This window comes from uncultured Dokdonia sp. (genome assembly GCF_947496725.1).
GTDB lineage: Bacteria > Bacteroidota > Bacteroidia > Flavobacteriales > Flavobacteriaceae > Dokdonia.
The window spans coordinates 611186-626532 of sequence record NZ_CANMDS010000001.1 but is presented as its reverse complement, the minus strand read 5'-3'; the positions used below and the strand labels follow the sequence as shown (position 1 = coordinate 626532).

Annotated in this window: 15 protein-coding genes; 10 read left to right on the top strand and 5 right to left on the bottom strand. The window is 37.5% G+C overall.

Features of this window, described 5'->3' with window-relative positions; translation table 11 throughout:
- Positions 1-6 precede the first annotated feature (6 nt).
- From Q0948_RS02825 to Q0948_RS02780, 10 genes are all read left to right on the top strand, one after another.
- The gene (locus Q0948_RS02825; protein WP_021778416.1) at positions 7-345 is read left to right on the top strand and encodes a DNA-directed RNA polymerase subunit omega; all 339 of its coding nucleotides are present in this window, start codon (positions 7-9) and stop codon (positions 343-345) included.
- Positions 346-349: 4 nt separating this feature from the next.
- Complete coding sequence (coaBC, locus tag Q0948_RS02820; RefSeq protein ID WP_298347863.1) at positions 350-1555, top strand: bifunctional phosphopantothenoylcysteine decarboxylase/phosphopantothenate--cysteine ligase CoaBC; 1206 nt, start codon at positions 350-352, stop codon at positions 1553-1555.
- Complete coding sequence (locus Q0948_RS02815; protein ID WP_363317789.1) at positions 1552-2442, top strand: DUF4835 family protein; 891 nt, start codon at positions 1552-1554, stop codon at positions 2440-2442. Before coaBC ends, Q0948_RS02815 begins: the two co-directional genes overlap by 4 nt.
- A 108-nt stretch (positions 2443-2550) precedes the next feature.
- Positions 2551-4203 carry a DNA repair protein RecN gene (gene recN, locus Q0948_RS02810; protein ID WP_298347864.1) on the top strand — a complete coding sequence of 551 codons (1653 nt, stop codon included), beginning with the start codon at positions 2551-2553 and terminating at the stop codon, positions 4201-4203.
- 90 nt (positions 4204-4293) lie between these two features.
- Complete coding sequence (locus tag Q0948_RS02805) at positions 4294-5121, top strand: SDR family oxidoreductase (RefSeq protein WP_021778420.1); 828 nt, start codon at positions 4294-4296, stop codon at positions 5119-5121.
- A 108-nt stretch (positions 5122-5229) separates the two neighbouring features.
- On the top strand, positions 5230-6240 hold the full coding sequence (locus Q0948_RS02800) for a glycosyltransferase (RefSeq protein ID WP_298347865.1): 1011 nt from the start codon (positions 5230-5232) through the stop codon (positions 6238-6240).
- Between the two features lie 15 nt (positions 6241-6255).
- Entirely contained in the window at positions 6256-7200 is a 945-nt protein-coding gene (locus Q0948_RS02795; RefSeq protein WP_298347866.1) for a hypothetical protein, read from the top strand.
- A gap of 2 nt (positions 7201-7202) precedes the next feature.
- Positions 7203-7802, top strand: a complete 600-nt coding sequence (coaE, locus tag Q0948_RS02790) for a dephospho-CoA kinase (protein WP_298347867.1) — start codon at positions 7203-7205, stop codon at positions 7800-7802.
- A 70-nt stretch (positions 7803-7872) separates the two neighbouring features.
- Complete coding sequence (locus tag Q0948_RS02785) at positions 7873-9456, top strand: HAMP domain-containing sensor histidine kinase (protein WP_298347868.1); 1584 nt, start codon at positions 7873-7875, stop codon at positions 9454-9456.
- Between the two features lies 1 nt (position 9457).
- A complete protein-coding gene (locus tag Q0948_RS02780; protein WP_021778425.1) occupies positions 9458-10168 on the top strand; it encodes a response regulator transcription factor in 711 nt (236 codons plus the stop codon).
- Positions 10169-10214: 46 nt separating this feature from the next.
- Here Q0948_RS02780 and miaA read toward each other — a convergent pair whose 3' ends face one another.
- The 5 genes from miaA to Q0948_RS02755 are packed head-to-tail and all read right to left on the bottom strand — an operon-like array spanning position 10215 to position 15325.
- Positions 10215-11168 (bottom strand): tRNA (adenosine(37)-N6)-dimethylallyltransferase MiaA, encoded by a 954-nt coding sequence (gene miaA / locus Q0948_RS02775; RefSeq protein ID WP_298348785.1) that lies wholly within the window; start codon positions 11166-11168, stop codon positions 10215-10217.
- Entirely contained in the window at positions 11119-11979 is an 861-nt protein-coding gene (locus Q0948_RS02770) for an ion transporter (RefSeq protein ID WP_298347869.1), read from the bottom strand. The genes miaA and Q0948_RS02770 overlap by 50 nt, the downstream gene beginning before the upstream one ends.
- A 39-nt stretch (positions 11980-12018) precedes the next feature.
- Positions 12019-13398, bottom strand: a complete 1380-nt coding sequence (locus Q0948_RS02765; protein ID WP_298348787.1) for an exonuclease domain-containing protein — start codon at positions 13396-13398, stop codon at positions 12019-12021.
- A gap of 59 nt (positions 13399-13457) precedes the next feature.
- A complete protein-coding gene (locus Q0948_RS02760; RefSeq protein WP_298347870.1) occupies positions 13458-14105 on the bottom strand; it encodes a YggS family pyridoxal phosphate-dependent enzyme in 648 nt (215 codons plus the stop codon).
- The gene (locus Q0948_RS02755) at positions 14105-15325 is read right to left on the bottom strand and encodes a DUF1015 domain-containing protein (protein ID WP_298347871.1); all 1221 of its coding nucleotides are present in this window, start codon (positions 15323-15325) and stop codon (positions 14105-14107) included. Before Q0948_RS02755 ends, Q0948_RS02760 begins: the two co-directional genes overlap by 1 nt.
- Positions 15326-15347: the final 22 nt, after the last annotated feature.

Here is a 15347-nt window from a genome sequence, read left to right as displayed (position 1 = left end):
AATATTATGAATATTAAGGACTTAGACGCACCTTTAAGCACAACTACAATTGACAAGAATCTTGTAGATGCCCCTACAGATAACATCTATGAGGCAATTTCTATAATTGCAAAACGTGCTTCACAGATCAATACTGAGATCAAAAAGGAGCTTTCAGAAAAACTAGATGAGTTTGCTACATTTAATGATAGTCTTGAAGAAATCTTTGAGAACAAAGAGCAGATAGAAGTATCTAAGTTTTATGAGCGTCTACCTAAAGCTCACGCACTAGCAGTGCAAGAGTGGTTAGAAGATCGTATTTACCACAGAGATCCATCTGTTACTGAAGAAAAAAGTAACGACTAGATAGATGTCAGTATTAAGCGGTAAAAAAATACTTTTAGGAGTAACCGCTGGCATTGCAGCATATAAAAGCGCCAGTCTTGTGAGAGCATTCATAAAGGCTGGCGCTTCTGTGCAAGTAGTAATGACAGAGAAGGCAAAAGACTTTGTTACTCCGCTTACATTAAGTACACTCTCTCGTAATGAGGTGCACTCATCATTTACACTTGAGGGTGATGATAATGCGGTGTGGACAAATCACGTGGAGCTTGGGCTGTGGGCAGACCTTATGGTTATAGCTCCTGCAACAGCAAACACGCTTTCAAAAATGGCAAATGGGGCTTCAGATAATTTGCTGCTAGCCACATACCTAAGTGCAAAGTGTCCTGTGTATTTTGCTCCAGCAATGGATCTTGATATGTATATCCATCCTTCATCTACAAATTCTTTTCAGAAACTGCAGTCTTACGGTAATGTAATGATAGAGGCTACCAGTGGTGAACTTGCTTCTGGTCTGGTAGGTAAAGGACGTATGGCAGAGCCAGAGGATATCGTGACATTTATTGAGAATGATGTAATGGGTAAGTTGCCTCTAAGAGGTAAACGTGTGATGATTACAGCAGGACCTACTTATGAAGCAATAGATCCCGTACGTTTTATAGGAAATCACAGTAGTGGTAAGATGGGATGCGAGCTTGCTTTAAGAGCAGCAGACCTAGGTGCGACAGTAGATCTTATACTGGGACCTAGTGCTATAAAAGTAAATCATAGTTTAATTACAGTACATAATGTAGTCTCTGGTGAGCAAATGTATGATGCTGCACACGCCGTATTTGATAAGGTAGATGTAGCAATCGCAGCAGCAGCAGTGGCAGACTATAAGCCAGCGCAAGTAGCAGAGGAGAAGATCAAGAAAAAAGACACTTCGATGCAAATAGACTTAGTAAAAACTAAGGATATTCTTGCATCACTGGGAACTATTAAAAAAGATCAATATCTTTTAGGCTTTGCATTAGAAACCCAAAATGAACTAGAAAATGCAAAGAAAAAGCTCGAGAAGAAAAATCTTGACGCGATTGTTTTAAACTCTTTGCGAGATAAAGGTGCAGGGTTTCAGACCAAAACCAATAAAATTACGTTTATTGAAAAAGACGGTTCGGTTACGGAGTATGATTTAAAGACTAAAGCCGAAGTGTCTATTGATATATTTGATATAATAGCCGAAAAAATATGATGAGAGTACTTACATTCTTAGTGGTTCTATTTTGCTCATTTAGCCTTGTAGCACAAGAGCTTAATGCTGTTGTGATTATAAACGCAGAGCAAACTAATAAAGCAGATTTACAAGTTTTTAAAACTTTAGAACGCTCACTTACAGAGTTTATAAATACCACAAAGTGGACAGATAAACGTTTTAAGCAACAAGAGCGTATAGACTGTTCTTTTAATGTAATTATTACTCAGCAGGATGGTAACAACTTTCGCGCAAGCGTACAAGTAGGAGCATCGCGACCTGTTTTTGGTTCTAATTATGATACGCCTACGTTTAACTTTAACGATAAGCAGTTTGATTTTGAGTACACAGAGTTTCAGCCGCTTATTTTTAACCCTAATACGTTTGACTCAAACTTAGTTTCTGTAATTGCCTTTTATGCTTATACTATCTTAGGTATGGATGCAAATACGTTTAAGCTCAATGATGGTGATGGGTATTTTCAGATTGCAAAGCAAATAGTAACTACTGCACAACCTAGTAGTGAGACCGGATGGAACCCTCAAGACGGGTCACAGTCTAGATATAGGTTAAATGAAGATTTACTTTCTCCTAACTTTAGAGAGTTTGCAGGTATAATGTATACGTATCATCGTACAGGTCTTGATTTTATGGGTGAAGATAAAAAGCGTAGTAAACAAACACTTGCTACCACCTTATCTCAATTTAGGTCTATGTACAATAAGAGGCCTAATAATTTTTTAACCCGTGTATTTTTTGATACTAAGGGAGAGGAGATTGCATCAATCTTTTCTGGGGGTCCTTCTGTAAATGTAAAATCTCTTACAGAGGTGCTTAATCAGGTAGCGCCTACTAAGTCAAATTACTGGAGACAAATCACATTTTAATAGTATATAATAAAGACAATCCTTAATTTTAAAATTCCCGTGTTACGGGAATTTTTTATTAAATATTATAAGCGCGTTGCGTATCTATTTTACTTAAATCTATCATCATTGCTTACTTCTCTTTCTATAAAAAATTATGCACTTATTCAATCTGTACAATTACAGTTTGATAAAGGGTTTACTGTTATAACAGGAGAGACAGGTGCTGGTAAGTCTATATTGCTTGGCGCACTAGGTCTTATTACAGGAAAACGTGCAGATATGTCTAGCGCAGGAGATGCGTCTCAAAAATGTGTAGTAGAGGGCGTTTTTGCTATAAGTGACTACCATCTCAAAACTTTCTTTAAGGCTAATGATCTCGATTATGATGCATCTACTATTATAAGAAGAGAAATTTTACCTTCTGGAAAAAGTAGAGCCTTTATAAATGATACGCCCGTAACACTGGCACAACTTTCCACACTGGGGGCTAGGCTGGTAGATATACATAGCCAGAATAAAACGCTGCAGGTGGTAGAAAATGATTTTCAATTTGAGATGATTGATACTTTCTCAAACAGTGTGGCATTATTAAAAAAATATAGAACGGCCTACACTCAGTGGAAGGCTTCAAAAGCGGCCCTGGTCGAACTTTTAGAAAAAAAGAAGCAAGCCCAGCTAGAGTATGATTATCAATCTTTTCTTTTTACAGAGCTTGATGAGGCAACCTTAAAGGTAGGAGAGTATACAGAGATAGAAGAGGAGCTTAACACATTAAGCAATGCAGATGAGATAATGCAGCAGCTGGCTACAGCTGTGCAAAATGTATCTCTAGAACAAACTGGGGCTATAGATCAACTCGCCGCAGCTAGAGCAGCGCTGGGTAGACTAAATAGTTATGGTACTCAATATACAGAATTGTATGAGCGGCTTAATAGTACACTACTTGAACTAGAAGATATAGGAGAAGTACTTGGTCAGGTTTCTGATAATGTAGATGCAGACCCACTTACACTAGAAAGACTCAATACACGTATGCAGTTATTGCACTCGCTTATTAAAAAACATCAAGTAGGCAGTGTAGAAGAACTTATTGAGATACGAGATAGACTAGATAATGATTTACAAGATATCGCAGGGGTAGATGATAAGATAGAAGCGCTAGAAGCTCAGATACAATTAGAAAAGGAAAGTGCATTTGCACTTGCTTCTCAGTTACATAAAGATCGTGCTGCTGCAATACCACATCTTACCTCACTAGTAGAAAAACTACTTGTTGAACTTGGTATGCCTAATGCACAGTTTGCAGTTCAGTTAGATTCTCAAGATACTCTTACAGCAACAGGAACAGATAACTTAGAATTTTTATTTTCGGCAAATAAAGGGAGTGATCTAAAGCCTTTAGGTAAAGGAGCCTCTGGCGGTGAGCTCTCTAGAGTAATGCTCGCTCTTAAGTCTGTTCTTAGTAAACATAAACAATTGCCTACACTTATTTTTGATGAGATTGATACCGGTGTGAGCGGAGATATTGCAGTAAAGATGGGAGCTATCTTGAAGAAAATGGGACGTACAATGCAACTTGTAAGTATCACCCACTTACCACAAATTGCTGGCCAGGGTGCTTCACATTTTAAAGTGTATAAGAAAGATACAAATGAGCGCACCCAGACTTACATAGAACGCCTTAATGAGGATGAACGTATTGTAGAGATAGCGGCTATGCTAGGCGGGGGGCAACACAGTGACGCGGCAATTGCTCACGCAAAAAATCTACTAAACTAGTGTGGTTTAAGCAGAAACCACGATATTTACACCTCCATAACGGCGCAGGCCGAAAACCTAACTAGAATACATCAAACCATTACTGTTATTATGAGTTATAACTTACTTAAAGGAAAACGCGGAATTATTTTTGGAGCATTAGATGCAAATTCAATCGCTTGGAAAACAGCAGAGCGTGTACACGAAGAAGGAGGATCTTTTGTGCTTACTAACGCACCTATCGCTATGCGTATGGGTCAGATTAACGAGCTTGCAGAAAAGACTGGGTCAGAAATCATTCCTGCAGATGCTACATCGCTAGAAGATCTAGAAAACCTTGTTACAAAAGCGCAAGAAATACTAGGAGGTAAGTTAGACTTTGTACTACACTCTATAGGGATGTCTGTAAACGTACGTAAAGGACGTGCTTATACAGATCAAAAATATGACTGGACACAAAAAGGTACAGATGTATCTGCAATGTCTTTTCACAAAGTAATGCAAACACTCTACAAGCAAGATGCTATGAATGAGTGGGGAAGTATCGTAGCTCTTACCTATATGGCAGCGCAGCGTGTATTTCCAGATTATAACGATATGGCAGATAATAAGGCATACTTAGAGTCTATCGCACGTAGTTTTGGATACTTTTATGGTAAAGAAAAGAACGTACGTGTAAACACAATATCACAATCACCTACACCTACTACGGCAGGTCAAGGAGTAAAAGGTTTTGACGGTTTTATCGCTTATGCAGAGAAGATGAGCCCGCTAGGTAATGCTACGGCACAAGACTGTGCAGATTATACCATCTCACTATTTTCAGACCTTACAAAGCGTGTAACGATGCAAAACCTTTATAATGACGGAGGTTTCAGCAACACGGGAGTAAGTAATGAGGTGATGGACGCTTTTATGAAGGCCGAAGGACACGAATAAACTTTAGTACGCTTTCGCGAAAGCGGAATCAAACCCATACCAACCACCGTCTATATGTCGGTGGTTTTTTATTGTCTAGCCTGCAGCTATGTCTTAGCTTTGTTTTATATGCAACTTTCATATTCATTTATTATTCCCGTTTATAATCGACCAGATGAGGTGGCCGAACTCCTTGCTAGTTTTGACCAGCAAGAAACCACTATTCCTTATGAGATTGTAATTATTGAAGATGGCTCCAGCATACCTTGTAAAGAAGTTATAGACGCTTACCCAGATCTTGATATTACTTATTTAACAAAGCCTAACTCAGGCCCAGGGAGTTCTCGCAACTATGGGATGGAGAGAGCGAGAGGTAATTATTTTATCATACTAGATTCAGATTGTATGTTGCCTCCACAGTATGTTGAGGTAATGGATAAAAAGTTAAAGGAGCGATATGTAGATTGTTTTGGCGGTCCAGATGCAGCACATCCAGACTTTTCTAACTTGCAGAAGGCTATAAGTTATAGTATGACGTCGTTTTTTACCACGGGAGGTATACGCGGCGGAAGTGAAGATGCCGGAAAATTTCAACCTCGTAGTTTTAATATGGGATTGTCTAAAAAGGCTTTTCAAGCTAGTAAAGGTTTTGGAGATATTCATCCCGGAGAGGATCCAGATCTTGTATTGCGATTATGGGATCTAGGTTTTAAAACGGCGCTTATACCAGAAGCTTTTGTCTATCATAAACGTCGCATCTCTTGGAAAAAGTTCTATACTCAAGTTCATAAATTTGGACTAGTGCGACCTATACTTAATTTATGGCACCCCAGTACTGCAAAGCTCACTTACTGGTTTCCCACTTTGTTTATCATAGGTCTAGTAGTAAGCTTGATGATAACATTGCTAGGTAATACAATACTGCTCAAGCTTTACGCATTGTATGTTGTGATTATTTTTGTGCACTCAAGTATCATAAATAAAAGCCTTGTGATAGGTTGTCTAAGTATTGTTGCAACCGGTATTCAGTTTTATGGCTATGGTACGGGTTTTCTATCTTCTACAATAGCAGTAAAATGGTTGAGAGAGCTTCCGCGAAAGCGTTATCCACATCTTTTTTTTAGTACATTAGATAAATAAAAGGAACCATCATAAATGTTTAGAGGAAATAAGATTAACAGTGTGAGTGCAAGAGAGTTTTTATTCTTCTTGCTGTTTACAACTATCATTGCTGGTCTCATAAAATTATCTAAGACATATAAAACGCAATATGAGGTAACTGTCGAAGTTGTAGATATTCCTTTAGACAGAACGATACAAGAGATAAATCCAGAACTTATAAAGATAAATGCAGAGGGGTCTGGTTTTTCTTTACTCACAAATGCAATAGACACACCGGTATTAAGATTGCCCTTTAATGAACTTAATAAGGTGTCTGGTGAGACGTATCAATATAATATTACGGCAAGATCACTTGCTCTTAAGGAGGTTATAGATAATGAAGGCTCTGTTCTTGCAATCGCTCCTTCTCAAGTAGTAATAGCGGTAGACTCTGTAGCATCAAAGCGTATACCTGTATTATCAAAAATTACATTTTCATATAAAACGGGATATGGCGCTAAGAGTAAAATGCGTATTGAACCAGATAGTATTACCATAGTAGGGCCGGCTGGCTCAATCACAAAGGTTAACGAGGTGTTTACGACTTCAAAAGAATTACTGGAGATAGATAGTAAGATACAAGATCAAGTTGCACTATCTATGTTAGAATTGCCAGAAGATGTGCGCTTATCGCAAAAGGAAGTAACAGTAATACAAGATGTATCAAAATTTACCGAAGGTAAGATAGTGGTACCTATTACTATATTAAACGACGCAGATGCTCAGGTTAAAATTCTTCCTAAAATAGCAGAAGTAAGTTATATAGTCGAGCTAGAAAATTTTGACAAAATAACTGCGTCAGATTTTCTAGTAACTTGTGATTATGCAAATGCAACAGATACAGATGCTTACCTACCTCTTAAAATATCTAAAGCACCTGCAAGTGTTAAGGTTGCCAGACTCATTAATAAGCAGGTTAAGTTTATTGTAATTAATTAATTATGGTTGTAGTAGGAATCACAGGAGGTATAGGAAGTGGCAAAACAACCGTTTCTGGTTTTTTTGAAGAATTAGGCATACCTGTCTATATTGCAGATGTTGAAGCAAAGTTGCTTATGAATACAGATAAGCAATTGCAACAAGAAATAATTAACCTCCTCGGAAAAGAGGCTTATGTAGATGGAGTTTTAAATAGGCCATTTATTGCTAGTAAAGTGTTTAACTCAAAAAAAATGCTATCTAGTCTCAACGCTATAGTACATCCTACAGTTAGAAAACACTTTGAAGAGTGGGTTTCTGTTCAAAAAGCTCCTTATGTAATGCAAGAAGCTGCAATACTTTTTGAAAATGGAGGATATAAATTATGTGACTTTACCATATTAATTACAGCACCTATTAAAGAGCGTATCTCACGTACTATAAAAAGAGATGGTACGACAGAAAACGAGGTAATTAAGAGAATGAAAGCACAATGGTCTGACGATCGTAAGGCTGCAATGGCAGATGTTGTGATAGAAAACATCATACTTGAAGATGCAAAAAAGGCCGTAGCACGCATTCACACCCATATTATGGTGCGTATAGGCAAGGGCTGGACATAGCATAACTACCGCTTGTTAACATTTGGTTAAACCGAAACCGCCTGAAATGTTAAAATCTTATTTTTGGGTAGTGAACAAAAAACTATTTTACTTATTAATTGTGCTTATGAGCTTATCGCTTATAGGTATCATATTTGTACAAGGCTATTGGATATCTAGTAGTGTAGATGCTAAGCGTGAGCAATTTAGCTTTAACGCTACTCAGGCACTCTCTGCTGCGGTAGATAGGATAGAAAATCGAGAGCTAGAGGATTACTATTATCCGGTACAGAAAATGGTAGATAGTATTGGACTTCCAGACGAGTTGTCTTTTGAAGAATATTTTTATATTAATGAAGATCTCGTAAATAATGAGATTACTTTATACAGTAGCGGCATTTTACAAGAGGACTTTAAAATCACAGCTCCAGGATTTACAGGTGAAGAAGGAGATAGTATAGAGTTTAAAAGATATGCAAACAGAAGATCTACTCAAATCATAAAAAAGGGTAGTCTAGATGGTAATGAAAGTTCAACGTCGAATAGGATACAAGAATTTTCTAGATTGCTCGATTACGAAAAATACCAATTTTCTGGAATTGTAAGCGATATAGCAAATAGAATCCCTATACACAAGCGAGTTACAGAGGAGGAGATTAGTAAACTTCTTACTATAGAGCTTGTAGAGCGCAATCTTGAAACAGATTTTGAATTTGGAGTATATAGTAATGATTTATTAACAAGAGTACGATCTAAAGATTTTAAATTTAGAAAATCGGCGCCAGGGTATAGTGAGCCTATTTTTCTATATAATAAGGATGTAAGCGATTACTCTTTATACGTTCAGTTTCCTGGTGAAAAGAAATTTGTAATTTCTTCTATACTAGGTATGGCAGGGTTGTCTATTATTTTTACTCTCATTATCGTGATTGCATATTCTAGTGCTTTACACCAGCTTAATAAGCAGCGACAGATATCACAGATAAAGACAGACTTTATAAACAATATGACCCACGAGTTTAAGACACCTATCGCTACTATAAACCTAGCGCTAGATGCACTTAAAAACTCAAAGATCTCAAGTAACCCAGAAAAGGTAAGCTATTATCAAGGTCTTATAAGGGAAGAAAATAAACGTATGCACGGTCAAGTAGAAAATGTATTACGCATCTCTAAGCTTGAAAAAAATGAACTAGATATCAATAAGGAGCGCCTTGATATGCACGAACTTGTTGAAGATGCTAGTAACCACATACTTCTTTTAGTTGAAGATCGTGGTGGGTATATAAACTTACATCTAGATGCAGAGCGCACACCAGTACTGGCAAATGAGTCGCATTTTACAAATGTGTTAGTCAATATAATGGACAATGCAGTAAAATATACTCCAGAGGATAGAGCGCCAGAAATTGATGTGTACACAGAAAACTCTAAAGATTCCATCATCATTAAGGTTAAAGACAAAGGTGATGGAATGTCTAAAACTGTGCAGAAAAAAGTATTTGATAAATTTTACCGTGAGCACACGGGAGATATACATAACGTAAAAGGACACGGCTTAGGTCTTGCCTATGCAAAACGAATAGTAGATGATCACCAAGGTGAAATCTCTGTCGAAAGCGAAAAAGGAATGGGGAGCACATTCATAATCAAATTACCACTAATATCATTATAATATGGAAACTGAAAACAAAAAGATTTTACTAGTAGAGGATGATCCAAACTTTGGAACTGTTCTTAAGGATTACCTTATGATGAATGACTATGATGTCACTCACGCAAAGAATGGAATGGAAGGTTTTGAAAAATTCAAAAAAGATGATTACGATCTATGTATTTTAGACGTGATGATGCCTTACAAAGATGGATTTACACTGGCAAAAGAAATAAGAGAGAAGAACGAAGAAATTCCAATTATCTTCCTTACTGCAAAAGCGCTTAAAGAAGATGTTCTTAAAGGATACAAAGTAGGAGCAGATGATTATCTTAATAAGCCTTTTGATAGTGAGGTCTTACTTATGAAAATTAAGGCAATCATACAGCGCAAAGCTGTAGACTCTGTCGCAGACTCAAAACAGTTTGAGTTTAACATCGGGAACTTCCACCTTAACTCTAAGTTACGTTTCTTAACGTATAAAGAAGAAGAGCCTATAAAATTATCTCCTAAGGAAAATGAGCTATTACGTATGCTTGCCCTGCACGAGAATGATCTTATGCCACGTGAGCTAGCGCTTACAAAAATCTGGAGAGATGATAACTACTTTACTTCACGTAGTATGGATGTATACATCGCAAAGCTTCGTAAGTATTTAAAGAAAGATGACGTTGTTGAGATTCTTAACATACACGGAGAAGGTTTCCGTCTAGTAGTTAAGAAAGACGAGTAAGCATTTAATATCAAAAGATATTAGTGAGTTTATAAAACGTACCACTTTATGAGTGGTGCGTTTTCTTGTTTAAAAACGAAGCGATTTTTTCAAAAGGAGTTTCAAAATCAAACCAATGTATACTCGCATCTTTACGGTACCAGGTCATTTGTCTTTTGGCAAATCTTCGGGTGTTTGTTTTTATATTTTCTACAGCACGCTCTAGTGTAACTTTCCCTTCAAAATATTCAAAAAGCTCTCTGTAACCCACAGTGATAAGTGCATTATTTTGCTTTCGCGAAAGCAAACTTTCTACCTCCTCAACGAGTCCATTTTCAACCATAATATCTACACGCCTGTTTATGCGATCGTACATAATTTCACGGTCTGCTTTAAGGCCTATTTTAATGGTTTGAAAATCACGGGCAGGTCTGGGCTTATCTCTAAAAGATGAAAATGCCTCCCCAGATGATAGGCAGACCTCGAGTGCTCTAATCACTCGTTGTGTATTATCTATGTCTACTTGAGAATAATAGGTGGGATCTTTTTCTTTAAGAAGCTTTTGTAAAGCTGTTTTGCCGTCTGTTGCTAGTAAAGTTTTAAGATTTTCTCTCACGCCAGGTTTTACCTCTGGAAATTCATCTAGACCATTTATGACAGCGTCTACATACATTCCAGAACCGCCTACCATAACGAGTTCATTATGCGTTTTGTGCAAGGTTGTAATCTTTTTTATGGCATCTTTTTCAAAATGGCCTACGCTGTAAGGCTCATCTACAGATAAGTGTTGTATAAAGTGATGGGTTGCTGCTGCAAGTTCTTCTGGCTCTGGTACAGCCGTACCTATGTACATCTCCTTAAAAAATTGCCTACTATCTGCAGAGAGAATCTCTGTATTAAAATGCTGGGCGACTTTTATAGAGAGAGCCGTTTTACCTATAGCGGTTGGTCCTACAATGGCAATGAGATACTTAGAAGTCACGATCAAGAGAGTTACCGCATTTATGACAAAACTCTGCATCATCACGATGCTTCTTTGCATTACAATTTTGGCAGCACTGTGTATTCATATGTACATAGTCTTCACCGTCTATAGTAACTTTAGAAGGCTCTGTATCTTTTGCATACTCTGCGCTTACGATTCCTGTAGGTACAGCAATAATACCGTATCCTAAAATCATAATAAGGGCAGCTATAAATTGACCAAGAGGTGTGACAGGTGCAATATCTCCAAAACCTACCGTTGTAAGCGTTACAATACACCAGTATACACTTACAGGTATGCTAGAAAAGCCACTCTCTTCTCCTTCTATCATATACATAACAGTACCCGCTATGATACAAAGTATAAGAACGGCAAATAAAAAGATGCTAATTTTTGCACGAGAGTCTTTAAGTGCTTTTGATAATTTATTAGACTCCCCCACATATCTTGTAATCTTTAAAATCCTGAAGACTCTAAGCAAGCGCAGTGCTCTTACGGTTAATAGTGCATTAGAGCCAATAAAGAAGAATGCTAAGTATTGTGGTATGGTAGAAAAGAAGTCTATAAGACCGTAAAAACTAAAAATGTAAGTGCTAGGTTTTTTGATGGTAATTATTCTGGCAAAATATTCTAGCGTAAAGAATATGGTGATAATCCATTCTCCTATTTCAAAATAATCGTGAAATCTAGCATCAATGCTCTTAACACTCTCGAGCATTACCAAGGCTATACTTGCGAGTATTAGTATAAGTAATACTACGTCAAATAACTTTCCGGCAGGCGTATCTGCTTCATAAATGATATCGTGAAGTTTTCTACGCCAGGGTGATGTACTGTTTTTTGTCACTATTTGTAATGCCTATTATGTGATAAATGTACTACTTATCTATGAGTTAGTTATTTGCTCTAGAGCAATAACCTTGAGTCGCTTTCTACTGCGACAGTAGCTTTGTATGATGTGCTTTGCATCTCTATTGTCTGTCATAGGTTCTATAACGCTAGCAAGAAAGTCTAAGTTCTTTATATCTACAGTGCGGTCATAAAAGCCAGTACCTTTAAAAGTTCCGTTTTCTATGTATACAAAAGATCGCTCATTAGACTTGCGCCCGCGCTCTGTAATAATCATACTTTTATTTTTATAACTGTGCTTATCTATAAACTGTTGTACACGTTTGTTATAAGATTCTGGAGATTCTTTTTCTACACAAGCTCCATTGCATTTTTCAATACCATAGTTAAAGCAGCTACCTGTTTTTGAGTTAAACTGCGTTTTGTTCATACAGAGGTCGTAAGAAGCTATAATGCGCTCCATATTGCTCTTTGCACTCATAGTATTACTGTAAGTAGTTATAGACTCCTTACGACCATCTGCACGTTCTGTCTTAAGATGTATGTAGCCCTGCTCATCTGTAAAGTGTGTGAGTTGTACTTTAAACTTTGTACGTCTCAGAGCTCGGTTGTATTTAGGTTTATATTGCTTTATAGCTTCATTTTCTTTAAGTAAAGCTACTAGCTCACTTCCAGTTTGTACAAACGTAATATGCTCAACCTCATCTTGTATTTTTTTACTTTTTCGGTTGTCGTTTGTAAAATGCTGGGTAAGCCGCTTCTTCATATTTTTACTTTTCCCAATGTAAATAATGGTCTCATTTACATTATGCATAAAGTACACTCCAGTCTCAGAAGGAACAGATTTTATGAGCTCCTTGAGCTTAGTATCCATATGCTTTTTAGGAAAAGAGCGTGTTGCATTTTTAAAAACTGTTTGCTCTGGATCTTTTGATAATAAGAGTTCAAATAGTTTTACAGTAGCAATGGCATCACCATCTGCACGATGGCGGTTAGACATTGAGATGCCTAAAGCCTTTGTAAGTTTACCTAAGCTATAGCTGTCGTGCCCTGGCAGTAACTGTTGTGACAGCTCTACCGTACATAAGGTAGTTCTCTCAAAATTGTATCCTAGCCTATCAAACTCTAGACTAAGTATGCGGTAGTCAAACTGTGCATTATGAGCAACAATGGTACAACCCTCTGTGATTTCTATAATACGTTTTGCAACCTCGTGAAATTTTGGTGCATCCCGTAACATCTCATTGTTAATACCCGTAAGGCCTACTACAAAGGCTTGTATAGGTCGCTCTGGGTTTACAAGTGTGACAAACTCATCAACAACTGTTTGCCCGTCAAATTTATAAATAGCTATCTCCGTAATACCTTCTTCGTTGTATTTTCCACCGGTGGTTTCTATGTCTAGTATTGCGTAAATAAGTCTGTTGTTTTGCTCGTAAAACGAGTGCTATAATTAAATTGTTGTTTGTATAATGGCTATCTAGCGCCAAATATACTACTCCCTACACGTATCATAGTGCTTCCATTATCTATGGCTAGTTTGTAATCACCACTCATACCTGAGGATAAAATGGTGAGATTTGCGCTTTCGCGAAAGCGTAAAAATAACCCTTCTAGCAACTCAAACTCTGCCTGTACCTGGCGTTGATCATCTGTAAAGGTTGCCATACCCATAAGGCCTACCACGTTTACATTAGGATAGTTGTCAAGCTCTTTAGATTGAAAAAGTGCCGTAACATCTTCTACCGCCATACCAAATTTTGAATCTTCTCGCGCAATTTTCACCTGTATAAGTACATCTATCACACGATTATTTGCAAGTGCCTGTTTGTTAATTTCTTTAAGGAGCTTTATGCGATCTACCGCGTGCACAAGACTTACAAAGGGAGCCATAAACTTAACCTTGTTAGTCTGTACGTGGCCTATCATATGCCATTGTATATCTTTTGGCATTTCTTCCCACTTCTCGGTCATTTCTTGGATTTTATTTTCTCCAAAAATGCGTTGTCCAGCCTCATAGGCTTCCATAAGATCTGCTACGGGTTTTGTTTTTGAAACCGCTACAAGAGTTACGTTTTGTGGGATGCTTTCGCGAAAGCGTAAAATATTTTCTGCTATACTCATTAAAATTCGTAAATCGTTACGCCGCTGCGTAGTTTAGGTTCAATATACGTACTTTTTGGTGGCATTTTAAGCCCTGCGTCTGCAATTTCTTTTAAGTCTTCTATGGTGATAGGAAGCATACCAAAACTCACAACAAACTCCTTACTGTCTACACGGTCTGTAAGACTCGCAATATCACGTCTCCCGTCTATATATTCTATACGCTTGTCATTGCGTAAATCTGTGATACCCAAAATAGGTTTTAACACAGTCTCATATAATATTTGAGTATCTAGTCGCTCAAGTGGTGTGTTAAAAGTTCTGAGTTTATGACGTAAATACAGACTATAATACTCACCATCTAGGTACATACTAAAGTGGTGTTTCTTAGATGGTCTATAGGGTAAATTGCCTCTATTTTCTATTCTAAAATGGCTGTCTAATGCTATAAGAAAAGCCTCCTTACTCAAACCGTTTAGGTCTTTTATAAGTCTATTAAACTCATAAATAAGCAACTCAGACTCTGGTATTAAGAAGCTCATAAAGTGATGATAAGCACCTTGATGCTCCGGGTGTGCATCAGATAGCAGCGCAGAGGAGGAGGAGCGATGGTGCCCATCTGCTATGTAAAGATTGTCTAGTTTATGAAAAGCTTCTTGTAGTGTAGTGATGGTTTGAGTATCTGTAACTGGCCATAGGTAATGGGTGTCTCGGTACGTGGTTGTAAATTCATACTCTGCACGTGTACTCATTACATCTTGCAATATCGCTTTTATACTGGAGTCATCTTGATAGGTGAGTAGTACAGCCTCTGCATTAAAACCTACCGTCTCAAGGTAGTCTTTAAAGAGTAGCTCACGATCTTGCAGAGTGTCTTCGTGCTTTTTTATGACATCATTTTTATAGTCTTCTACAGAGGCGCTTGCCACAATACCGTGAAAGGTGTTCTGGTCTCTATCTACAATCTTATATATGTAAAAAGCAGGCCGCTCTTCTTTTATAAAAATACCATCTTCTTTAAACTCTTGATACCTATTACGTACAAGCTCAAATCGCTGTTTACCCGTAATCTCTTTGTGAAATTTATATCCAGGGTTTATAATGTGTAAAAATGAAAACGGATTACGTGCCATACGATGATCTCGCCCCTCTTGATCATAAAATTGATAAGCGCGCGTAGCTACGAGACCTACTTTATCTCTTGTAGGTCGCACAGCGCAGAAGGGGGAAATTTTTGCCATAATATGATGCGTATCTTAGTTG